Genomic DNA, 21986 nt, shown 5'->3' on the forward strand with positions numbered 1-21986 from the left:
GCCAGTGCCAGTGCCAGTGCCAGTGCCAGTGCCAGTGCCAGTGCGGCACCTTTTTATAGGCGTGCCGCTGTGGTTACTGTGGTGGGTGTTGGGGCTGGTGGCGTGTCGCGTTTGGTGCGGGTGTGTCAGTTTGCCGCAGGCCGGGCTGTGTGGTGCGGGCAACCTTATACGGGGCAAGCTGTATTGGCTGTGCGGCAAGGGGTGCCCGTTGTGCAGCAATGCCGTGTTGTGGTTGGGCAGCCTGTTTTTTGTAACGGGCCTTATACAGGCAAGGCTTTAGTACAAACACCACAGGGTTTTTACGCACAATGCCGCGTAAGTGTTGGCTCTATAGTATTTTGCGAAAACCCATTTAATGGAAAAGGTTTAGCAGACTCTATTGGGGCGCCCTAGAGCTGTAGGGGTACATAGCTGCTCTTACGCAGTTTTATGCTGCATTATTGTGGGTGTATTGGGCAGGGAGTGCGTTCTCCCTACCCAACATGGTTTTTTAAGGGGTTTGAGTGAGGCCGCGTGCAGCCAGCATGGGTTCAATTTCGGGGTCTTGGCCGTAAAAGGCTTTAAACATGGTGCTGTAGTCTTGCGTGTACCCGCGAGACAAAATCATGTCTCGAAAGCGTTGGCCGTTTTGGCGTGTTAGGCCGCCATTTTTTTCAAACCAAGCAAACGCGTTGTCGTCCAGCATTTCTGCCCAGAGGTAGGCATAATACCCAGCCGAATACCCATTGGCCCAAATATGCAGAAAATAGCTTGAACGATACCGAGGGGGAATGCTCTGTGTATCTAACCCTGTTTTGGCAAGGGCTGTTTTTTCAAACGTATCCACATTTTGTTTGGGGGCCGTAGCGGGTAGGCTGTGCCATTGCATGTCTAGCTCAGCAGCGCTGAGCACTTCGCCCAGTTTGTAGCCTTGGTTAAATGTTGCGGCTTTTTTAAGCTGCGCCACAAGGTGCTCTGGCATAGGGGCGTTGGTTTTGTAATGGCGGGCGTAGTGGGCCAGTACGGTTTTATCAAGCGCCCAATGCTCGTTAAACTGAGACGGAAACTCTACAAAGTCTCGGGCTACATTGGTGCCAGAAATAAGGGGGTAGGTTTGTTGGGCAAAAAGCCCATGTAGCGCATGCCCAAATTCATGGAACATAGTGGTCACATCATCAAACGTTATAAGGGCTGGCTGGCCCTCTGCCGGTTTGGTAAAATTGCCCACATTATAAATAACAGGCTTTGTGCCAAGCAGTTTAGACTGCCCCACAAAATTAGACATCCACGCGCCGCCTGTTTTGTTGTCGCGCTGGAAGTAGTCAAAATATAAAAGGCCCAGTGCTGTGCCGTCATGGTCAAAAGCTTCATACACCATAACATCTGGGTTGTAGGTGGGTATATCTGTGCGGCGTTTAAAGGTTAGGCCATAAAGTGTGTTGGCGGCAAAAAACACACCATCTTGCAGCACACGGTTAAGCTCGAAATAAGGTTTGACCTGGCTTTCATCAAAATCAAACTTCTGCTTGCGTAGCTTGTCGGCGTAATAGGCCCAGTCCCACGGTTGTAGGGTAAAGTCGGGTTGGGCCGTTTTTTTGCTTTCTTGGTCTATTACGGTTTGGAGCTCGGCTTTTTCGCGCTGTTGTTCGGCGGCAAGAGCAGGGGTTAGGTGGGCCATAAAGGCTTCCGCCTGCTCTGGTGTTTTGGCCATTTGGTCTGCCAATGCGTAGCTGGCATAATTGGGGTAGCCAAATAAAGCCGCTTTTTGTGCACGCAGGTAGGCTAGGGTGGCTATGGTGTCGCGCGTGTCGTTTTCTCCGCCTTGTTCAGAGCGGTTCCAGCTTGCATCAAACAACGCGTGGCGGGTTTGGCGGTCTGTTAAGCTAGAAAGTGCCGGTTGTTGTGTGGTGTTTTGTAATGGTAGCAGCCATTTGCCCTCTAATTTACGGCCCTTGGCGGCCTCTTGGGCGTTATTTAGGCCCGCGCTGTCTAGCCCTGCCAGTTGGGCTTTATCTGCCACAACCAAGGCGGCAGCTTTCGTGCCAGCTAAGAGCTTTTGCTGAAAAAGCGTTTCAAGTTTAGACAACCGCGTATTGATATCGCGCAGTTTGTCTTTATCGGTATCAGAAAGCTGTGCGCCAGAATGCACAAAATTTTGGTAGTAAACCGTTAAAACCTGCTTTTGCTCAGCATCTAGGCCCAGCCCGTCTTGGCGCGCATGCAAAAACTGTACGCGGGCAAAAAGTTGGGGGTTCATGTAAATACTGTCTGCGTGGGCGGCAAGTTGCGGGCCAACAATTTCCTGCACTTTGTCGAGTGTGGCAGATGTATTGGCAGAATACACCCCGTTAAACGTCTGGCTTACCCGGTCTAGCAAACGGCCAGAGCGCTCTAGGGCGGCTATGGTGTTGTCAAACGTTGGGGCCTCGGGGTTTTGGGCAATGTGGGCTATTTCGGCGGCTTGCTCTGCCATGCCCTGTTCAAAAGCGGGCTGGTAGTCGCTTTCTTTTATAAGGTCAAAGCGGGGGGCGTGGTAGGGCAGGGGGCTTGGCGCAGCAAAGGGGTTGCTGGCTGGCAACGGTGCGGCCTGTGCTAGGCTGCCGCCACTGGTTAGGCAGGTAGCCGCGGCCATAACATACAGCCAAGAGCGGTGTTTCATGCAGGGTGTTCCTCCAGCCATTACAGCACAGGCCTAAGCGTGAGTGTGCGGTTGTCTTTTGTTGTCAGCACAAGTGTTTCCCCCTGCATGTGCCAGTGGGTTACATCTTGTTTTAGGTCGTTAAATTTTTGGGCTATTGCGGCATTGGGGCCTATACAGGCCATTAAAGTGCTTACACCGCTTTGTGCGCTGGGTTTTACTGTGCCGTTGGGGCTAAATTCCAGCCCATCTGCATAACGGTTACAGCCGTCCGAGCCAGAAATTTTGCCAGTGGCGTTAATATCTAGCGTTGGGGCCATGTCTTGTATGGCAGTGTTTGGGGCATGCTGGCCTGTGGCTAACGCTGTGCCATTAAGCGCAGTTACACGCCATTTGGTATTGTACAGGCTGGCAGGGCCTACGGGGTCTCCGCCGCAGCCTTTAAAGGTTTGGTTGTGCATTGTTACCCGCACCGTTTCAGAAAATTGCTGCCCGCTCAGGGTATCTGTGCAGGGTTTGGCGGTTATCTCTGCCCGTAGGTCTTGTGCCTCGTACACGCGGGTGGTGTCTTGCGTGTGGGGGGTAGTTACGGTGCTTACACTTTCGGGGCTGCCTGCCTGTTTAAAGGTAAGCGTGTTGTGTGCCAGCGTTAAATGCCATGTGGGGGCGTTACCTGCGGCTTGGTACACGCTGTCTGGTGCGCTGGGGGTTGTAGCTGGGTTTTGGTTGGCTGGGGTGCAGGCCGCAACAGCAAGGGGCAGCAGTAGGGCGGTGGTTGCGTAAGTGGTGCGTGCCTTAACCCATGTTAATTTTTTCATTACGGTTTTCCTGTTACTTCAGAGCGTTACGGTGTTGGCAGGGCACGCGCACCCTGTTTTACAAAGCGGTTATAGTTAACACGCTAACGCCGCCAGCACGCAAACGGTTTGCAACCTGTGTGGGGTCTTCTTGCGCACTGGCCGAGGCATCTGCCAGCACAACGCTTTCAAAACCCAGTTTTTGCGCTGCTAAAGCCGTGTCTGCCACACAGACATCAAGCGCTAGGCCGCACACGATAACGCGCTTTATACCCCGCTCGCGCAGTAACCCGGCAAGGCCGGTGGGGTTTTGGCCGTTATTATCGGTAAAGGCCGAGTAACTATCTACCGCCTGCGCCATGCCTTTGCGCAGTATGGCGCAGAGTGTGTCTGTGCGTAACAAGGCGGCTAACTCTGCCCCTTGTGTGCCTTGCACGCAGTGCGTGGGCCACGGGCCACCTTGGGGCGTAAAAGAGCAATGCCCTGCCGGGTGCCAGTCTTGGGTGGCAATACTGGCCCCAAAGGGTTGGTCAAGCAGGGTATTAAGGGTGGGTATAAGGCGGTCTGCCCCGGCTATGCCCAGCGCCCCACCGGGTAGAAAGTCGTTTTGCATATCAACAATAATAAGTGCGTCTTGCGGGCTAATGGGCATGGGGCTTCTCCTTGCAATAGGGGCAGGTTACGCCTTTTTGGCCGGGGCACCAAAGGCCAAAACCCCGCCCTAGGCGTGACGCCCCCAGCCATAGCCCTTATACTGCCCACTCTCTTACCCCCGGTATGGGGCCAACACATACAGGAGGCTACTGCATGCGAGCGCACCCTTGGGCTAAAAAGGCCGCTGTTATTACCCTGAGTGTTGCCATAACGCTGGGCCTGCTGTTTGCGTGCCTGAGTTTAGCGGGTACCGCCATGCAACTGCTTACCGGCCAGCACACGCCCGGCCCCTTGGCGCGTTGGGGGGTAAGCCTAACACCGTGCATTTTGGTAGCGGTGTTATATGCGCGTTGGCGGGGCCGCCGCCAGCAGCGTAAAGCGCCCCAACCACGCGGGCTGCGTGCGGCTCCTATGCCCGCCGCTACGGCCCCCCAGCCGCACACCGCCCCAACCCAGCCCCTTACCTTGGCCGACCGCCGAAAGGCCCTTCAAAACCAATGATTGTTCAAGGCTACAACTTTTTTTGCGATATGCCCCAAGACATGCGCTACCTGCGCCAAGAGAGCGAGGGCGAACGTTTTATTGAAGAAAATATGATCTTTATTCTGCCAGACCGCCTGCGTAAGTTTCGTAAAAACTTATGGCATGTGCGTAAAAATGCGGGGCCTACACATATTTATGTGCCCCTTTTTAGGGTGCAAACCCAACTGGCAAGCGAGCCTTTGCCCCAAGGGTATGCAGGGCCGCTAGATGTGTACCCCTTTTACACCCATACCGCGCGCAGGCGTAGCCGCTCGCTCGATTACTACGTGCTGTTTGTGTTTAAAGATAAAACGTCTTTTGTTAAATGTAGCCAGCTTTTGCCCGCACCCACTTAAAGGCACGCGCTTAAAGATTGCATCTCGCGTGGGTGCCTGCTACTGCCAGCACCCCTTTGCTCCACTCGTTTTTCCCGCACCACTCCACTGGCCCCCAGTGCGTAAATAAGGCCCGCAGGCGCATGAGCCACTCTGTGCTCCCACACCATTCCCGCAATCTTATGGGCTGCACACGCTAATGGTGTACCATTTTGAGGCCATACAGGCGTTTTCACGTTCTGCCTTACCTCGGCTTGATATTGTGGCAACGGCTGTTTTTGCCATATCTGGGGCTTTGCAGGCGGCTAAAGCCCGGCAAAATATTGTGACCTTTGCTTTTTTTGCCGCTGTAACCGGGGTGGGTGGCGGCACCGTGCGCGACCTGCTTATGGGGGCTCCCGTTTTTTGGGTGCATACCACAACCCCTATGGCGGTGTGTCTCGTTATGGCGCTGCTGGTGTGGTTTACCCCCACACGGTGGTGGCCCCACCACGCCATAGACTGGTTTGATGGCATGGGCGTTGCCGCTTACGGCGTATATGGTGCCGCCAAAGCACAGGCTTACGGGGTGCCGTGGCTGCCTGCTGCGGTGCTGGGTGTAGTTACAGCCTGTATGGGCGGTATTTTTCGCGATGTGCTGGCCAATGTGCCCTCTATTGTTATCCGGCCAGAACTCTACGTAACCGCTGCGGCCCTGTCTGCCGGGTGTTATGTGTTACTTGCAGCCTGTGGGGTGCCCCAACTTGTGGCAACAACCATTGCATTTGCCGCAGGTTTTGCCCTACGCGGCGCGGCTATACGGCACGGTATAAACCTACCCGCCTACCGCCGCTCTTAACGGGTATAGGTGTTAGCTTATGTGGCGGTGGCGTGCTGCACTGGCTCCGTACTTTACACACCCTGCCACAGCGTATGGCGTGCAGCCCCAATGTTTCCATAACGCAAACAGGGGGGCACCCTTAAAGCGCCCCCCCAACAGGTTATTTGGGAACAGGTGCCGTATTTTTGGTAGGGTCAATGTGCGGAAAGGCTACACGTTCCAGAGCATCCGCTTTGCTCGGCAAAGGGGTTTTGCTGGCTGCTACGCCGTTTTCACGCAGTAAAAAGGCCAAAATATCAGCGTTTTCTTCATCAGACAGCGCACCGGGGGCAGAAAGCGGCATGGCGTGGCGTATATAGTCAAACAGGTGGCGTAGCGGCACACCAGACCAGTTGGCAACAAACCGGCCAGTAAGGGGCGGTGTATCAAACGCGCCCGCTAAAGCGGGGCCGTGGCATAGGGCGCAGGTTTCTTTGTATGTTTCAGCGCCACGCTCGGCTTGCTCGGCGGTATAGGTGGCAGCGGGCAGGGGTTTTGTTTTACCGTTTTGCCCTGCCGCATGGGCAGGCGCACTTAGGGCTATAATCAAGGCCAAGGGGGCAATGGCCACAGCAACGGCACTGTTCATGCGGGGGTGGGGCATGCCTCTAAGCAGGGCATGGGCAGCAAGTGTGCCCGCTGCGGGCATAAACATGCTGCCTTGCAGGCTTGCGCCATAGGGGTGGTTTTGGTGCGCTTGCTGTGCGGGGTCGGGCAGAATGTTAGCCAAGAGCTGCACGGTTTTTTGCAAAAAACGGGTCATGCGGGCTGCCCTTTCATGCGGGCAAACAGGTCTTCAAAAATACCGATTGCCTTTTCAGCTTCAGAGCGGTCTGGGTGCTCAAAACTGTTGTTAACGCCAACCATGTCGCCCAAGCCGGTAAAGTCTAGGGCTTGCACCATAATGCCATCTGTTTTGCACAAAAGGGCTGCCCCTTTATAGCGCACGCCGTATAGGCTGTTGGCTTGGGGCGGTAGCCAGTTGGTTTGACCGCGTATGGGTATAAGGCTTTCATCTTGGCACAAGGCGCGTGCGCCGTAGCCGGGGCAGTTTATGACCACAGGCTCGCTCAGGGTTTTAAATTCGGCCGGGGTATGGAACTCCCGCACCACAATTTTACCCCCAGCCTGAAAAAACTCAGACAAAAGAAGGTGTCCGTAGGCTCCAAAATTAAAAATCATCAGGTTTTTACGCTTGGCATGCGCAACGGGAAACGGGTTTTCGCTCGCGTCCAGCACATCAGCGTTGGGAATAATGTCTTTAATCAGCTCGCCATATTCAGCAAATTCTGCGCTATTTTGGGGTTTGCCGGTGCTGGCGTAATCGGGGCTGCCCGCAGGGGGGGCGGGGGGTTCTGGGGTTTGGTCAAATGGTGTGTCAGACAGGGTGTAGCTGTCTCTAAAGTCTATGGGGTTGCCGGGCAGGCCCAAATAGTCACGGTAGGTTTTCCAGCTATAGCGGGCCATTTGCTCCCACAGGCTGGCAAAACCCGGCCCGGCGGGTTTGGTCAGTGCAATGCGGGAGTCTGGTGTCCAGCTTCCGTTAGCGCGCACGGAGCGGGTGTGGGGTAAAAGGTCTTTGGTATAAATAGTAACATCCATACCCGCGCGTTGGGCGGTAAGGGCGGTTGTTAGGCCAATAACGCCACACCCAATAACGGCCACGCGTTTTTCAAGCGTGCTGGCAGCCTTACCCACCACAATATCAGCAGACCCCCAAGAGAGAGACCACCCGCTCCCCCCATGCCCGTAATGATGGATAACGGTTTTATCGCCAATTTTTTCAACATCAAGCCGTGGCCCCGCAGCCCTAAAGGGGCGTAGGCACACTTTAATGTCGGTTAGCTGGTTCATGTGCACACGCAAAGGGGGCAGGTGTGGCATGGTGCCGGGTGTGGCCGTGCGTTGTAAGGCCGCCGCTGCCGCAGGCACAGACGCCCAGCTATTGCGGGCCGCCACAGCACCCAAAGCAAAAGACCCTGCAAACAAATCTCTTCTTTTCACGTGTGCCTCAACCCTTTTTTGGTGTGTGCGGGCCTACCCTGTAAAGGGGAGTGCGCTCTTATACAAAGAGTGTAAGGGGGGTATGGCGTAAAGCAAGTGTTAAAAGCAGGGAGTGGCCACAAAAATACATAAAAATAAAAAGAGGTTTTAAAACATAAAGCACAAAAAAAACACGGGGCGTTGCCACCCCGTGTTTTGTTTATGTCGCCTATGGCGTGTTGGCGTATTAGAAGTCTACGTTCAGGCGGCCATAGTAGTAACCCCCGGTTATAGGCACCTGTAGGGAGTATTGGTCGTAAATTTTAGCACCGCGAGAGTTGTTAATCTGGTTAATGCGGCGTGGGCGAATGTTAAAGATGTTGTTGGCGCCAATAGCAAGGTGCCAGTGTTGGTTAAAGCGGTAGCCAAATTCAAGGTCTGTCAGCCAACGCGGGGTATTTTTAAACTGTGCAAAGCAAGAGTTAGAGTAGGCAAGCGCACCACCGCTTGGGCAGGTTAGGGTTTTGTCTGTCCAGTCAGCATAGCTCAGCATGGAGGTGGTTTCGCCGTAACGGGTCTGGCGAATGTTCACGTCCCAGTTTTTCCAGGTATAAAACGCGTTCAGAATAATTTTGCTGCGTGGGTAAGCGGTTGTAATGTAGGCAACGTTTTGTGCGTTAAGCAGTGGTTGGCCATCTGTGCCCAATGCGTTGTGGTGCAGGCGGGTACGGTTAAGGTCTAGGGCCATGCTAAGGGCAAGGTTACCCGCATTACCCATATGGAAGGTATAGTCGGCCTTAATATCTAGCCCCTGTGTGCGGGTGCTGGCACCGTTGGTCATGTAGTAGGCAGAAACATCGTTTAAGTTAATGCTGTTGGTTGGCAGCGCGTAGCCCATAGCGGTAATGGCGTCATAGGCTTGCTGGCCTTTAACTGTGCCACCACCCACAATGCGGTTACGCAGGTTAATCTGGTAGACATCAACCTCAACATGCAAACCCTTGACAGGCTCAACAACAATGCCGCCGCTTTCGCTCACAGACTGTTCAGGCTTAAGCGCGCTTGCGCCCAGCAGTTTTGCCGCAGCAGAGTTAACCGGCAACAGGCCAGAGGCCGAGTTGGGGTCAACGTTCATGGCGCTATAGTGCTGCTCTGCCAGTGTGGGCGCTCTAAAGCCTGTGCTAATGGTGGCACGTACCGCAATACGGGGGCTTATGTCGTAGCGTGTTGAAATTTTACCGTTCTGGGTGTTGCCCACATCGGTATAATGTTCAAAACGTCCGGCAAAGTCCAAGTCCCAGTGTTTAACGGGGTGAAAGTCACCATCAACATAAGCGGCCCAGATATCACGGCTCCAGTTGCCAGCACTGTTGGGGCCAAGACCCGCATAGCCCTGCGTGCCACCCAACTGGTAAGAGGCAGGCGTGCCTTCAATAATCTGGTAGGTTTCCAGGCGGTGCTCACCACCAAAAGCCAGTGTCATGGGTACAACATGGCCAATGTTGAAATTACGCCTAAAATCGAGGTTGTTTGTCCATTGTGCCATACGGTACGTTTCTGCACGGGTAGAGGTAGGCGACCAGCCACACCCATCGGCAGAATAGTAAGCAGAGCTTGAATCGGTTGAGCAGGTGCTGGCCAGCATACCGGTGTTGGCGGTGTTTTTGTTGCCAATTTTGGCGCCATCTGCCCCATAAGTGGTGCTCAGGTCCCAATCAAACCCAAAAAAGTTGCTGCCTTTTAGCCCAAGAGTTGCCGCATAGTCGTTTTCCTCAATGGTTTCAAGCGGAGAGAAACCGCCGGGGTACATTGTGGGCGCAATGTTGGGCGTACGGTAGTTCTGGTAGGTTTCACCATGGCGGTGCATGTAGGTAATAAGACCATAGAAGTCTATGTTCTCAGATACTTTCTTGCCAAAATCAATAGCCAGACTCTCACGGGTTTCCTCCCCAGTGCTCAGGATCTTGTTGGAATCCTTCGGTACGTTCTGTGCATTGCTGACAACACCGTTATAATAGCCGGTGGTGGTGGCATTGGTGGGCCAGTAGCCCAGCAGGCGGTGGTCTTGTGCGCCTACAACCATGTGGTCTGTGTGGTACATCTGGCCACTAATGTGCATGTAGCCATCGTTACCCAGTTTCAGCCCGCCATCAGCGTTAAGCTGGTACTGCCAGCCATCGCCGTTATAGGCGTTAGCCCCTGTCTGGGCAGAGGCATGAAAGCCGTGGTCTTGTTTTTTGGTAATAATATTAACCACACCTGCAATGGCGTCAGAGCCATACATGGCGGCGGCACCATCTTCCAAAACCTCAATATGGTCAATGGCATTTGCAGGAATGGTGTTAAGGTCTGCGCCGGTAGAGCCAAACTGCGGGCCAGCATCGGCCACAATGTTGGCTGTGGTGTGGCGGCGTTTGCCGTCAATCAGCACCAGCACTTCGTTCGGGCCAAGGCCACGCATCTGGATAGAAGAGGTAAGGGCAGCAGAGTCACCCGCCATAGCCACAACGTTAACAGAGGCATAGGTGCGGGTTAGCGCATCGGCAAGGTTCACCATACCAGAGCGGCGCAGCGTTGCAGCAGAAACCACCGTAACAGGTGATGAGCTTTGCCGTGCCTTACGGTTGGTAGAGTGGGTGCCGGTGGTCACGTTAATGGTTTCGGCATCTCCCGCCATAACAGGGCCGCTGGCTTTTTTGCGGCGTGCTACAGGTGTGGCTTTTGCCGCCGCCGGTGTGGCGTGCGTGCTTGTGGCGGGGGTGTGGTGTGTGCGGCTGTGGGCGTGTGCCGGCGCTGTGCTTACTGTTGCGGCAGATGCACTCATATAAGGCACAACGGTACACAGTGTCGTGGCAAGTAGGGAAAAACGCCTCTTCAGTCTCATAGTTTACCTATTGCCTCCATTATGACTCTGGCCGTGTGCCTGAGCGTTAAGGGTAGTGTGCCTTATTTCTCTCCCAAAACAATTATCAAAACGATACAGAAACAAATAAGCGCTACTTCTGTTGCATAGCTGCAACAAAATGTGCCCTCAGCCCCCATATTTTTGCACATCATGCGCCATTGCCCCTACGCAAGACATAAAAGACCCCCAAGCTAATACCCCATAGGGGTGTGGGCGGCGTGCGGCCCATTGCGTTGGGCCTACCCCCACAGGGTAACGGCGCAGTTGGGGTAGCGGGCTATGTTAAAAATTGTCTGGCCTTAAATGGCCTCTTGCTGGCGGGCGGGTATGTCGTCTTGTTCAATTTCTTCCGCTAAGGCCAAAAGGGTGGGGGCGCACTCTAGTACGGCAAAAGGGCGGGCTTGGCAGTCTAGCCTTGCTATGTAAGGGCTTATGGCCACAGCCGTTGCGCGTAAGCTGCGGGCAATATGGGCCATGTCGTGGCAGTCGGCCTCGGCTTGTTGTTGTGCGTAGGCCAGTGTGCCCGGTAAGGGGCCGGGCAAAGGGGTTATTATACGGCGCGGGCTGGCGGGCTGTGCAGGCAAAACAGGGTGGGGCAAACGCAGTGCCTTCCTTTAAAATGTAAACCGGGTGGCACGTTATAAAACCGACCACCCGCCCGCGCAGCGTGCCCTATGGTGGCCTGCACCCGGTTAAGCTGTTAAAACCACCTTACCCATAGGCACATTTAGCACGATAAAACGGAGGGCAGGGGTATGACATGGCACGTCTGGTGGCTGTTTAGCGGTATTGTATTGGTGCTGTGCGCCATGCCCGGCCCCAATATGTTGCTGGTGCTCAACCGTAGCGCACAAGAAGGCTTTAAACGCTCTGTGGCCGCCATGTTGGGTTGTGCCAGCTCTTTGCTGTTGGTGCTGTGCCTTTCAGCGTGTGGGCTAGGCGCTGCCTTGGTTGCGGCACCGCGTGTGTTTGGCGTGTTGCGCGTTGTGGGGGCGTTTTACCTTATCTATCTCGGCCTTAAGGCGTGGTGGGGGTCTTTCGAGCGGCAGCAACAAGGGGGCGCAATACCGCAAGACACACCCCAGCCCGCAGCCGGTAAACCTGCACTGTCTGTCTGGGCTTTATGGCGCAATGGTTTTTTGGTGGGGTTAAGTAACCCTAAATTTTTATTGTTTGCGACAGCGTTTTTTCCGCAATTTATTACCCCCGGCCAACCCCGCGTGCCGCAATTTGTTATTCTTATAACCACTTTTTTGGCGTTAGAGCTGCTGTGCTACCTTGCCTATGCCGCCGGGGGTGTTAGCCTTGCCCGCCTGTTGGTTAAGCCCGCACTGCGTAAAGCGTTTGAGCGTATAAGCGGCACAATTTTTTTAGGCTTTGGCGCAGGCTTGTTAAAAGCCCGTTTTTAAACAAGGCTGGTGTGGTTTACAGTTTACGCGCAAACCACACCACACGGCCAATAATCTGCACTTGCTCGGCTGGCACACAGTAAGGCGAAAACCGCGTATTTTCAGACTTAATACGCACCATAGGCTCGCTTGCATCGTGCGCGCGCTCAACCCATTTGCACACCACGCCATCTCCATCAAACAGCACAAAAATGCCCGGCTCTATAATAGAGGTGCGGCGTGTATCAACCAGCACCATGTCGCCATTTTGGAGCATGGGCTCCATAGACTGGCCCTCTACTTCTATCACGCGCAGGTCGCACGGGCTGGCGCGTAGGGCGCCGCGTACAAATTCTTCTTCAAAAAACTTGGGTTGGCCTAAAAGCTGGTCTTCAACATACCCGCCCCCACCCATACCCGCTTTAAGCGAAATAAAAGGCACAGCCACATAACCCGGCGGGTTAAGGTGTTGGGTAATTTCGGGCTGGTCTGCTGTGGGGGCGTAAGGGGGGGTGTGCTCACTCTCATTGCGCGCCGTCTCGTGCCGCGCACCCCGGCTACGTGCCCCTGCTCCTGTGGTGTTAAGCGGAAACAACAGGTCTCGCGCCGTGCAGCCCAGTATGGCGGCAATACGCTCCAGCTTTTCGCCGCCGGGGTTGCGCGACTTTCCTTTTAAAATATCGCGCACGTACGTGTCTCCCACGCCAGCGCTCCGGGCCAACGCTTTTTGCGTCAGGCCCAACAGGGTCATGCGGCGTTCGAGTTCTTCAGCAACAGCAGAGCGTATCATGAAAGGACATATTCCACGGTAACAAACCAAGAGTGAAAAAGGGATATATCACATATTTTCCGCTTGACCAAATGTGACTAGTCACATTAGCCTTCCCCTTAAGCCCGGTTGGTGTTTTCCGGCTTGGGGCTTTTTGTGTTTTAGCAGAAAAGTTTACCATGTCACGCTCTTATACAGCGCCTTTATTCCAGCCATTAGACCCCAAAAATTGGTCTTTAACACAGCATTTTTCACACTATACCCCAAGCATGGCGGCACAGTTTGCCCCATGCTGCCCACCTCATGCCCCCATTGCGGCCAGCCCTCACTCTGGTAGCGATACACGCCCTCAATCCGGTTTTTCTGTCTCTATGGAGTGTGATATGTCACACCTCATTTCACACCATCTTGCGCCCCAAGGCCGTGGCGCAGCACGGCCACAGCCGCTTGCCGCCTGTGCCTCTGGCGGCTTTACCCCCCTTAAGGGGCAGCAGCCACAGCGCGTGCACTCAACGGTGCCTGTGGCCAGTGCGGTGCGTGCCCCAACGGCTTCGCACCACTCTGCACCTTCTTCGCCCGCACCCTCTGTGCCAGTTGTTGTGCTACCCACTGCGCACCCCGTCATACCGGCCAGCCAACAGGGGCGCACGCAGGGCGGTGCACACGGTAAAACACCGCGCACACCAACACAGGAAAAACAGAGCAATTCTAAAAAGCATGAACATAATTCTACAGGTGTTGCTCATGCCGCCTATAAACCTGCTGCCCTAAACGCCCCTCACACACAGCTCACGCCGCACAAGCCGAGCCACATTACGAGCACCCCCAAGGCGGCTCAGGCAAGCCCGCCACACACGGCCCTCCCCAAGGTGGCTCAGGTAAACCGGCCATACACGGCCACGGCTCTTACCGGAGCGCCACAGGTTACAGACCCCGCCTGCCACGCCGCGGCACGGGCGCGTACGTCTGTTGCCCAGCTAGAGCACATGGTGGCCCTGCGGCGCTCTGGTTTGTCGTTGCGCCAAATTGGGCGGCAGGTAGGCCGCTGTATGGAAGGTGTGCGCCAAGCCCTTATGCGCTACGAACAAGCCCGAGAAGACACCCCACCCCAAAAAACCACACACCAGCACGATGAAAACTGGTTAGACGACCCCCTGCGCGAGCCAGAACCACTCCCCCCCGGCCACCCCGTAGCCATGCGTGGCCTGTGGCGTGGGCTAGAGCATTGGCGGGGGTTGGTATGAGCAAGCGCCGGTGGTCAAAATTCTGGTGGCAAGACCATGAAAGAGATGCCGCCCTGCGCCTGTGCTCGCTTGCGGCCCAAGGCTTGTGGGTGCGTTTGTTATGCCTCATGCACGAGGCTGAGCCTTACGGCTATTTGTGCCTTAATGGCCACCCCGCACAGCCCCGGCAGCTTGCGCTTATGGTTGGCGTGCCAGAGCGCCAGCTTACGCGGCTTATGGCAGAGCTTGGTAAGGCCAGTGTGTTTAGCACCACGCCCGAGGGCTGCATTTTTAGCCGCCGCCTTGTGCGCGACCGGCTGGTGTCAGACCAAGGGGCGGCATGGGGCCGCACCGGGGGCAACCCGCGCCTGCAAACCCAGCCAGACCCCACCCCCACGCCGCCACCCCATACCGGCCCAGCAGGCTTAACCCCACCCCATAAACACCAAGAAGCAGAGGCAGAGACAGAAGCAGAAATAACGCTCACTCTGTTCACGCCAACCCAAGATGCGCGCACGCAACTTTTCAAACAGGGTTTGGTGTTTTTGCAAACTGTTACCGGCAGGCCAGAGCGCTCAAGCCGTGCTTTGCTGGGTAAGTGGCTCAAAATGCTGCACGATGATGCCCAAACCCTCAACACCGTGCTGGCTGAATGTGCCACCTTTCGCCCCGCCGAGCCTGTATCGTGGCTAGAAGCCACCGTGCGCAAACGCGTGGCAGAGCAGCAAGAGGCCAGTACAGCCCCCATACCCGGTGCGGCAACAGGGGCTTTTGTGCTCAATGGTGCAGGCATGCCCACGGGTTTGCCCGAAAGCACGGCCCCAAACACCCCCACAGGTGCGCCTGCTGCCAACGCCACAGGGCTTTTGGCAGGCACAGCAGGTGGCACAACCGCAGGCACACCCAACAGTTTTGCCCCACACGCCGGTGCGGGGCACAGCACGGGCCACAGTGCGCACCAAACCGGGGGTACACGTAGTGCGGCCCAAAGTGCGTTTGCAGCCGCATGGCACAACGTACCAGACCTTGAAGGCATTTAACCATGCACCCAACACACCCTAACCCCGCCAAGCAGGCTGCCTTTATGGCCCCACCGGCAGCATCTGTTGGCAACACGGTGCACGCAAACTTGGCGCAACCTGCTCTTGCCCCGTCTGTGCAGGCACATGGCGGTGGCAAAGTAGTGCCGGGCCGTGCAGCAGCAGGGCAGGGGGGTGCCCCCGCACAGCCCCCACAAGGCGTTGCCCCCTACCAGCCCCCAAGCCCGGCTTTACGCGCGGTGTTTGCGGCCCGTGCCGCACAGGTGCCGCTTACCCGGCAAGACCTACCACCGGCTTTACTAGAAAGCGTGCCGCATTGTTGGGCAGCGGCACAGGCGGCCAGCCAACCGGTTACAGAGTTGCACGTAGCGGCATGGCTTAAAAAACTGGGGCCACTGGTTACCAACCCACCGGGGCCAGCCACCGCCGCAGCCCAATGCCGCGCTATTTATGAGGTCTGTGCCGATATTCCATGCGGTGCATGGGGCCACGCCGCACGGTTGGCATGGGTGCGCCAGCCGCCGCGGCAGGGCTACCCGGTAGGGGCGCGCTGGCCCAGCCCGAACGAACTCCGTACCCACTTACAGCCTTTTGCCAACGCCATTGCGCAAGATGTTGCAGGCTGCAAAGCCCTTATGGCCCTGCACCCGTTACAGGAGCACTAAAATACTATGGCTCTACAAGCACTTTCCCGCACCTCTGCTAAAAAACGCGTAACGCCTGCACTAGCTGCGCTGGCGCCTGCCACACCCACGCCAGAGCGTCTGGCCCGCTCGCAGTTTGTGGGCACACACCCCATGCGGGTTTTACGCACCGTGCAGGCGCTTTTACATGCCGGAGATATCAGCCAATCTGCCGCCGATGCAGCCGAGCGGTGGTATCAGGATTATATTTTTGGCTATTGTGACTACAAAGAAATACCGCCAGACCACCGCCCCAGCACGCTCACCCGGCACGATAGCGTGTCGTGGCAGTTGGTGCGCGGCAAAGCTATGGCCCGTATTAGCGCAGTGCAAGCGGCCTTGGGCCTGTGTGCCCACCAGCGTTTGCGTATGATGTTGGTAGATGAACTGTCTTTTCGGGCTATGGGGGCTGCGTTGTTTCCAGCCCTTGCGGCCAGCTCGGCCCAGCGCAAAATTGCCGCCCAATGCGCCTTAGTGCTTGAACAGCTTGAAGCCTTAGAAGACGCCGCCCGTAAAGCCGCCCGCGCCAAACGCAAAGAGCGTGTGCCGCCTAGCAGCACACGCCCTTAAACCTCGCTCTAAAAGGTCTTTCTTTAGTAACTAAAGTTTATGAAACCCCCAATCGTGCGGCGTGCATCAGGTGATGTGTAGTGCAGGTAGCCAGCAGAGCCGTAAAGCTGGTAACCGGTTGAGAAATACTGGTTAAACATATTGCGCACATACAGCCCAACTTGCAGCCGCTTGTTAAGGGGCAGTAAGCTAACACGCAGGTTTACAAGGCTGTAGGCTGGCACTTTTGAATAGTTGGGCTGGCCCGTTACTGTCCATGTTGTGCCGCGGTAGGCGTAGTCAAGGTGGGCCTGCACACCAAGGCTTGGGGTCAGGTCGTGGTGGTAATCGACATACGCATTGGCAGACCAAACGGGTGAGTTCGTAAGGCGCGTATTGGTGTAGCTTACCGTGGGTTTAGGCTGGTAGTCGGTAAAGTGGGCATCTGTAAAAGACACAGAGCCAGAAAAAGTTAGGTCAGGTATTGGTTTATACGCAACGTTTCCTTCAACACCCTGGCTCACCAGCCCGCCTGCGTTACCAATGGCGCTGGTCAAAATAGTGGTGCCATTACCCGCAGGCACTGGCGTTAGCACTGTTGCCTGAAAGTTCGTGAAATCTTCACGGAAAACATCCATATTCAAGCGTAGCTTGTGGTGCATCCATTCAGACTTCAGGCCAGCTTCGTAAGAGCGCACGGTTTCTTTGTGGTAGGGGTCATACACGTTACCCACAAAGGCAATACCCGCAGGCTTGTACCCGGTCGAAAACGTAAAATACGCCATAACGTTAGGGTTAAAGTGGTATTCAGGCGAAATACGGCCAGAGAAATTCTGCCCGCTCATCTGCCCCCATGGGTAAACCGGGCCGCCTTTAGTGGCAACAAAGGTTGGGTTGTAGCCCGTAATGGCTTGAGCGTCAGAGTTAATAAAGCTCAAGCCCTGCGAATTCTTGTCGTGGGTGTAACGGCCACTAATCGCAATATCAAAGTGTTTAGAGATATTAAATTTAAGCTGCCCAAACGCTGCCAAAGACTCGTTGCGCGATTGAAAGAGAGACGTATTGCCGCTCTGCCCAGTTGCGCCCGAGTTATTATAAAGGATAGGTGAGGGCTGCCCATTCACATAAAGCGGTGCCCCAGCCGTGCCCCACTGGTACTGGGTCTGGCGGGCATCTAGGCGGTTAAAGAAGCCCCCAACCAGCCACTCAACATGCTTCCCTTTTGGTGAAGAAAAGCGAATTTCATCACTAAACTTCTGGGTGCTCAGGTGGCCATAGTTGTAGGGGTAGTAAGCATAAACATCCAGCGGCACTAAATCGACTGGGGTGTTATTGCCATAAGTAGAGCCACGCCACGCGCTAATAAAGTTCAGGTCGTTTTCACCCAACTTGGCATGAATTTTCAGCGCCGCCCCATATTCCTGAGATACAATGGTGCCGTACATGGGGTCTGCGGTATCGGCATTTTTGGGGCCGGGGTAAACACCTAAAGAATTCAGGGCAGATGTCACTTCTGGCGTCTGGCCGCCAACGGGGGTACGCACGCTGCTGTCCCAATGGTGGGCGTAGTCGCCTTGTAGGGTAATGTCTAAATTATCTGTTGGCTCAACGTAAAATTTGCCGCGTGTGCCATATTCATTGGTAGAGCCTACCAGTTTGTTCAGCACTACGTTGCGGCCAAAACCGTCTTGCGCGTTATCAAACCCAGAAATACGAAAAGCCGCTTTCTGGCCCAGTGGCACGTTAAGCGTTGCATTTAAAATGCGCTCGTTATGCTCACCATAGCTTGCACTACCGCGTGCTGTCAGCTTGTTTAAAACTGGCTTGCCGGTTGTTACCGCAATCACGCCAGAGGTCGAGTTCATACCAAACAGCGTGCCCTGTGGGCCCATCAAAATATCAACGTTATTGATATCCACCATACCAATCATGCCGTTGGCGCGCTGTGCGTCCATCACAACGTCATCGACCACCACGCTCACAGACTTGGCGTTAGAGAAGTCAAAAGACTCACTCCCCACACCACGGATCTGAAAAGCAGCCCCCTGTGTGGGGTCATACTGCACGCCCGGTGCTAAATATTGTAGGTCGGTCAGGGCCGTATAACCAGCATTGGCAAGAGTTTTACCATCAATATGCTGGATAGAAAGCGGTACGCTCTGGCTGTTTTCAGCACGGCGCTGCGCACTTACGACAACAGATTCAAGGCCAGCACTTTCGGCCTTTTTGTTTTCAACTGCTTTTGCATCTGCCTTACTGGCACGCAGCACCTTGGCTTTCTTGGCAGCCTTTTTGGTGTGCGGCGTTTGTTCAGCAGGGGCAGTGCTTGGGGTTTGTGCCCATGCCGTATAAGGCAAGGCAATGCCACAGCATAAAAAAAGTTTAAAAAACGTGTTTTTCATTAACCTGATTTTCCAACTCATGCGTGGCGTTGCCCATGCCTAAGCACCGTTTGAAAGAGTCTGGGTAAACGGCTGCTCAGCCAAGGGCAGTGCAAGATGCGCATGGCACTACACAAAAAAATGTATGAGTAAAAGAATGATTCTCGCACCGTAATATAAGTTTAATATGACTACAGTTCATTTAATTACAAATAATAAATAAGTATTTACAGTAAATAACTCGGCAAGAATATACGATTAAATAGCGTGAAAATGGGGTTTGTAAAGTCTCAAGATGTTAACGTTTTATGTATAAATAAAACTTTAGCCATAAAGAGCGTAACGCAGCATTTTAAACGCCTTTCCCATGACAAAAATATGACAACGGCACTCCTGCGTTTCATTTCTTGTAAAATATTTCTATTTCTTTGCACACACTCGCACTTTGCTTTCTTAAATTCGGACACCGTCATGAAAACAGCGTTCTGCGCCTTACCCGCTTTGGGCACCCTGCTTGCCGTGCTCACCCCCCACACCAGCTTTGCGGCTGATGAACAGGTTAAAATGAATCAGGTGCAGGTTATTGGCACCCACAACAGCTACCGGCGCAGCATTGCCCCTAGCACGCTGGAATGGCTTAAAAAGCAGTCGCCCAAAATGGCAGAGGCGCTAGACTACCAGCACGGCACCATTCCCGCCCAGCTTGATGGCGGCGTACGCCAGCTCGAAATTGATATTTATGCAGACAGCACCGGCAAACGCTATGCTCACCCCAAAGGGGCTGCATGGCAGCAAAAAGCTGGCCTAACCCCAGACCAAAACCTAAGCGATATTGCAGAAAACCAAGGCACAGACTTTAAGGTTATGCATATTGTTGATATAGACCAACGCTCAAGCTGCGAACCGTTGCGTAACTGCCTTATGGTTATTAAAGCGTGGTCAGATGCACACCCCAACCATTTGCCACTTTATATAGATATTGAAACCAAGCAGGACGTACCGCTCAAAAACGGGGCTTTCACAAAGCCAGAGCAGTTTACCCCCGCCACTTACGATAAGCTGGATGCAGAACTGCTTTCCGTTTTCGGGCGCGATCGTATTCTAACCCCAGATGATGTGCGCGGCACCTACCCAACCCTAAACGAGGCCATTCGTAAACGTGGCTGGCCCACGCTGGCGTATGGTCGCGGTAAAGTGGTGTTCACCTTCGACCGCCCGCACGACACAGCACGCTACCTAACCGGGCACCCCTCGTTGCGTGGCCGCGTTGTCTTTACCAACGGCCGCCCCGGAGACCCAGACGCAGCTTATACAGAAGCCAATGAAGGCTTTGTTGGCATGGCAGGCAATGGCAGCGCAGAGGTCAATAACGCCGCTGCCCTGCACCAAATTCAAGACCTGGTAAAACAGGGCTATCTGGTCAGAACCCGCTCAGATGCCAATACCGTAGAAGCCAGACAAAACGACACGGCCCGCCGCGATGTCGCGTTCCAGTCTGGTGCACAAATTATCAGCACAGACTACCCCTCGTTTGAGCCTGCGCCATGGCATAACTTTACGGTGGCCTTCCCCGGTGGCGTTATTGCCCGTTGTAACCCGGTAACAGCCCCCGCAACCTGCACCGCAGCAGATGTTGCTGAATAAAAAAGTGCTTTTTTAAAAAACGGGTGTGGCGCTCTCTCTTAAATAAAGAGTGCCACGTTACCCAGCGTTGCTGGCAAAAATGCCAGCTTGCCCAGCCGGGCTTGCGGTCGTTATTGGGCCTGTTTTTCGTCTTTGGCAGCGGTAATGCGCCATATAATATTCCCAATATCATCAGCCACTAAAAGCGCACCAGAGCCATCAAGGGCCAGGCCCATAGGGCGGCCGCGTAGCTGGGTGTCTTCCGGGTTTAAAAAACCTGTCATAACATCTTGGGGTTTTCCGTAAGGTTTGCCATTTTTAAACGGAATATACACAATTTTATACCCGTGCTTGGGCCTGTGCGCCCAGCTACCCCGCTCAGAAACAAACAGGCCATGCCGCCATGTTTCTGGTAAATTGCTTTCATAAGAAAAAACTAACGCGGCGGCCCCGGTGTAACTCCCTAATTTATAGTCATGGGTTTGTGCGGTAAGGGTCAGTGTTGCCCAACCTGATACAATGCGCCTACTCACGGGTATATCATTGGCGGGCAGGGTAGGTAGCCACGGCATGTTTTGCACTAAAGATGTTATATAATCATTATCTTTATGAGAATAGGGTGTTCTAAAATCATTTAAAACAACCCATAACAGGGCTGTCTGGGGGTCTTGCGCCATACCCATAACACTTGGCAAATCTGTGCTAAACAGGCTTAGGTCTTGCGTGCGTAAGTCTAGGCGCATAATGGTGCCGCCCTTTTTAAGCAGGCTTTCAAGCTGGCCCTGTTTTTTGGTTGTTTTATCTAACGTAACATATAAAAAGTGGCCGTCTTGGCTTGGTAAAATATTTTTTGCCCAGTTATGACCATAAAGCGGCAAGTTTACAATATGCGTCCCTTGCGAGGTTATTTGCGTCTGGCCAGCCTCGTAGGGGTAGCGGGTAATGGCATCGGCCGTGGCAACGTAAAAATTATTGCCAATCAAAGCCATACCAAAAGGCAAATACATATTGCATAAAAAAGGAGTTTTTAGGTCTGCAAGGCCTGCGCCTGTACTATCGCGTAGTAATATAATACGGTTAGCACTATATTGCCCTTCTGTAGCACTTTGCACACGCTCGGCAAGGCGGTGTGTTGGGTCTAGGGTCTGGGCATCTGGGCTGCCGGTTTCTGCTACTAAAACATCGCCATTCGGTAAAGTATAAAGCCAGCGCGGCCTATTTAAGCCTGCGGCATAAACACTTACCGTCAAGCCTGCTGCAACACGGGGCAACTCCCCCGGTAGCCAAGGGGTTAGGCGGGCAATATTTCTGGCTGGTTCTAAAAACCCTTGTGCTGTGGCCTTGTGGGTAAAATGCACTGTCTCCCGTGTAAAAAATTTTGTAAAAGAGCGTTTATAAAGCAGGGGCATTCCGTAAAGGTTGCCTATAACCATCATAAGCGCAGAGCTTATGCTTAGCCAAAACCACCCCACGTATCTCATGGTGTGTGTCCTTCGTACCAGATAAAGTGGTGTTGCACCACTTTCATAAAAACATCAAAACATAACACAGGCTGTTCTTACTTACCGTTTTAAAAATGGCAAGATGCCGCCTGCGGGCGTTTGTGCCGTATGGTATGGCTGCGGGAGCATTTTGGTTAAGGGCTATGTGGCCTTATG

Annotated in this window: 20 protein-coding genes; 10 read left to right on the forward strand and 10 right to left on the reverse strand. The window is 54.2% G+C overall.

Features of this window, described 5'->3' with window-relative positions; genetic code table 11:
* The coding region (locus Abor_RS06950) for a hypothetical protein (protein ID WP_048841131.1) at nt 1-393 on the forward strand (393 nt) is incomplete at its 5' end.
* A 97-nt stretch (nt 394-490) separates the two neighbouring features.
* Here Abor_RS06950 and Abor_RS06955 read toward each other — a convergent pair.
* The 3 genes from Abor_RS06955 to Abor_RS06965 are packed head-to-tail and all read right to left on the reverse strand — an operon-like array spanning nt 491 to nt 4066.
* Nucleotides 491-2638 (reverse strand): M3 family metallopeptidase, encoded by a 2148-nt coding sequence (locus Abor_RS06955; RefSeq protein ID WP_048841132.1) that lies wholly within the window; start codon nt 2636-2638, stop codon nt 491-493.
* Nucleotides 2639-2658: 20 nt separating this feature from the next.
* Complete coding sequence (locus Abor_RS06960) at nt 2659-3435, reverse strand: META domain-containing protein (protein WP_048841133.1); 777 nt, start codon at nt 3433-3435, stop codon at nt 2659-2661.
* 58 nt (nt 3436-3493) lie between these two features.
* On the reverse strand, nt 3494-4066 hold the full coding sequence (locus Abor_RS06965; RefSeq protein ID WP_048841134.1) for a nicotinamidase: 573 nt from the start codon (nt 4064-4066) through the stop codon (nt 3494-3496).
* Between the two features lie 155 nt (nt 4067-4221).
* Here Abor_RS06965 and Abor_RS06970 point away from each other — a divergent pair, with 155 nt between their 5' ends.
* From Abor_RS06970 to Abor_RS06980, 3 genes are all read left to right on the forward strand, one after another.
* Nucleotides 4222-4569, forward strand: coding sequence for a hypothetical protein (locus Abor_RS06970; RefSeq protein WP_048841135.1), 348 nt, complete (start codon nt 4222-4224; stop codon nt 4567-4569).
* A complete protein-coding gene (locus tag Abor_RS06975; RefSeq protein ID WP_048841136.1) occupies nt 4566-4946 on the forward strand; it encodes a hypothetical protein in 381 nt (126 codons plus the stop codon). Before Abor_RS06970 ends, Abor_RS06975 begins: the two co-directional genes overlap by 4 nt.
* A gap of 178 nt (nt 4947-5124) precedes the next feature.
* Nucleotides 5125-5763 carry a trimeric intracellular cation channel family protein gene (locus Abor_RS06980; RefSeq protein WP_086553268.1) on the forward strand — a complete coding sequence of 213 codons (639 nt, stop codon included), beginning with the start codon at nt 5125-5127 and terminating at the stop codon, nt 5761-5763.
* Between the two features lie 142 nt (nt 5764-5905).
* Here the strand turns inward: Abor_RS06980 and Abor_RS06985 are convergent, their stop codons facing one another.
* The 4 genes from Abor_RS06985 to Abor_RS07000 all read right to left on the reverse strand — a co-directional run bounded on the left by Abor_RS06985 (nt 5906) and on the right by Abor_RS07000 (nt 11271).
* A complete protein-coding gene (locus Abor_RS06985; protein WP_244877877.1) occupies nt 5906-6547 on the reverse strand; it encodes a c-type cytochrome in 642 nt (213 codons plus the stop codon).
* Complete coding sequence (locus Abor_RS06990) at nt 6544-7788, reverse strand: FAD-dependent oxidoreductase (protein WP_048841137.1); 1245 nt, start codon at nt 7786-7788, stop codon at nt 6544-6546. The genes Abor_RS06985 and Abor_RS06990 overlap by 4 nt, the downstream gene beginning before the upstream one ends.
* 226 nt (nt 7789-8014) lie before the next feature.
* On the reverse strand, nt 8015-10651 hold the full coding sequence (locus Abor_RS06995) for a TonB-dependent receptor plug domain-containing protein (protein ID WP_048841138.1): 2637 nt from the start codon (nt 10649-10651) through the stop codon (nt 8015-8017).
* Between the two features lie 320 nt (nt 10652-10971).
* The gene (locus Abor_RS07000; protein WP_048841139.1) at nt 10972-11271 is read right to left on the reverse strand and encodes a hypothetical protein; all 300 of its coding nucleotides are present in this window, start codon (nt 11269-11271) and stop codon (nt 10972-10974) included.
* 156 nt (nt 11272-11427) lie between these two features.
* On the opposite strand from Abor_RS07000, the gene Abor_RS07005 reads away from it, so the two are divergent.
* Nucleotides 11428-12081, forward strand: a complete 654-nt coding sequence (locus tag Abor_RS07005; protein ID WP_048841140.1) for a LysE family translocator — start codon at nt 11428-11430, stop codon at nt 12079-12081.
* 16 nt (nt 12082-12097) lie between these two features.
* Here the strand turns inward: Abor_RS07005 and Abor_RS07010 are convergent, their stop codons facing one another.
* Entirely contained in the window at nt 12098-12850 is a 753-nt protein-coding gene (locus Abor_RS07010) for a LexA family transcriptional regulator (protein ID WP_048841141.1), read from the reverse strand.
* A gap of 158 nt (nt 12851-13008) precedes the next feature.
* On the opposite strand from Abor_RS07010, the gene Abor_RS07015 reads away from it, so the two are divergent.
* From Abor_RS07015 to Abor_RS07030, 4 genes are read left to right on the forward strand one after another with little or no spacing between them, the layout of a single operon-like run.
* On the forward strand, nt 13009-14073 hold the full coding sequence (locus Abor_RS07015) for a hypothetical protein (protein ID WP_052946381.1): 1065 nt from the start codon (nt 13009-13011) through the stop codon (nt 14071-14073).
* The gene (locus Abor_RS07020; protein WP_181014215.1) at nt 14070-15092 is read left to right on the forward strand and encodes a winged helix-turn-helix domain-containing protein; all 1023 of its coding nucleotides are present in this window, start codon (nt 14070-14072) and stop codon (nt 15090-15092) included. Before Abor_RS07015 ends, Abor_RS07020 begins: the two co-directional genes overlap by 4 nt.
* Nucleotides 15093-15094: 2 nt before the next feature.
* A complete protein-coding gene (locus Abor_RS07025) occupies nt 15095-15757 on the forward strand; it encodes a hypothetical protein (RefSeq protein WP_052946382.1) in 663 nt (220 codons plus the stop codon).
* 6 nt (nt 15758-15763) lie between these two features.
* Nucleotides 15764-16345: a hypothetical protein gene (locus Abor_RS07030; protein ID WP_052946383.1), complete on the forward strand. Its 582-nt coding sequence runs from the start codon at nt 15764-15766 to the stop codon at nt 16343-16345.
* Nucleotides 16346-16368: 23 nt separating this feature from the next.
* Here the strand turns inward: Abor_RS07030 and Abor_RS07035 are convergent, their stop codons facing one another.
* Nucleotides 16369-18726, reverse strand: a complete 2358-nt coding sequence (locus Abor_RS07035; RefSeq protein ID WP_232015004.1) for a TonB-dependent receptor — start codon at nt 18724-18726, stop codon at nt 16369-16371.
* A 450-nt stretch (nt 18727-19176) separates the two neighbouring features.
* Between Abor_RS07035 and Abor_RS07040 the strand changes: the two genes are divergently transcribed.
* Nucleotides 19177-20349: a phosphatidylinositol-specific phospholipase C1-like protein gene (locus tag Abor_RS07040; protein WP_048841167.1), complete on the forward strand. Its 1173-nt coding sequence runs from the start codon at nt 19177-19179 to the stop codon at nt 20347-20349.
* 110 nt (nt 20350-20459) lie between these two features.
* Here the strand turns inward: Abor_RS07040 and Abor_RS07045 are convergent, their stop codons facing one another.
* A complete protein-coding gene (locus Abor_RS07045; RefSeq protein ID WP_048841142.1) occupies nt 20460-21809 on the reverse strand; it encodes a PQQ-dependent sugar dehydrogenase in 1350 nt (449 codons plus the stop codon).
* Nucleotides 21810-21986: the final 177 nt, after the last annotated feature.

This window comes from Acetobacter orientalis (genome assembly GCF_000963965.1).
GTDB lineage: Bacteria > Pseudomonadota > Alphaproteobacteria > Acetobacterales > Acetobacteraceae > Acetobacter > Acetobacter orientalis.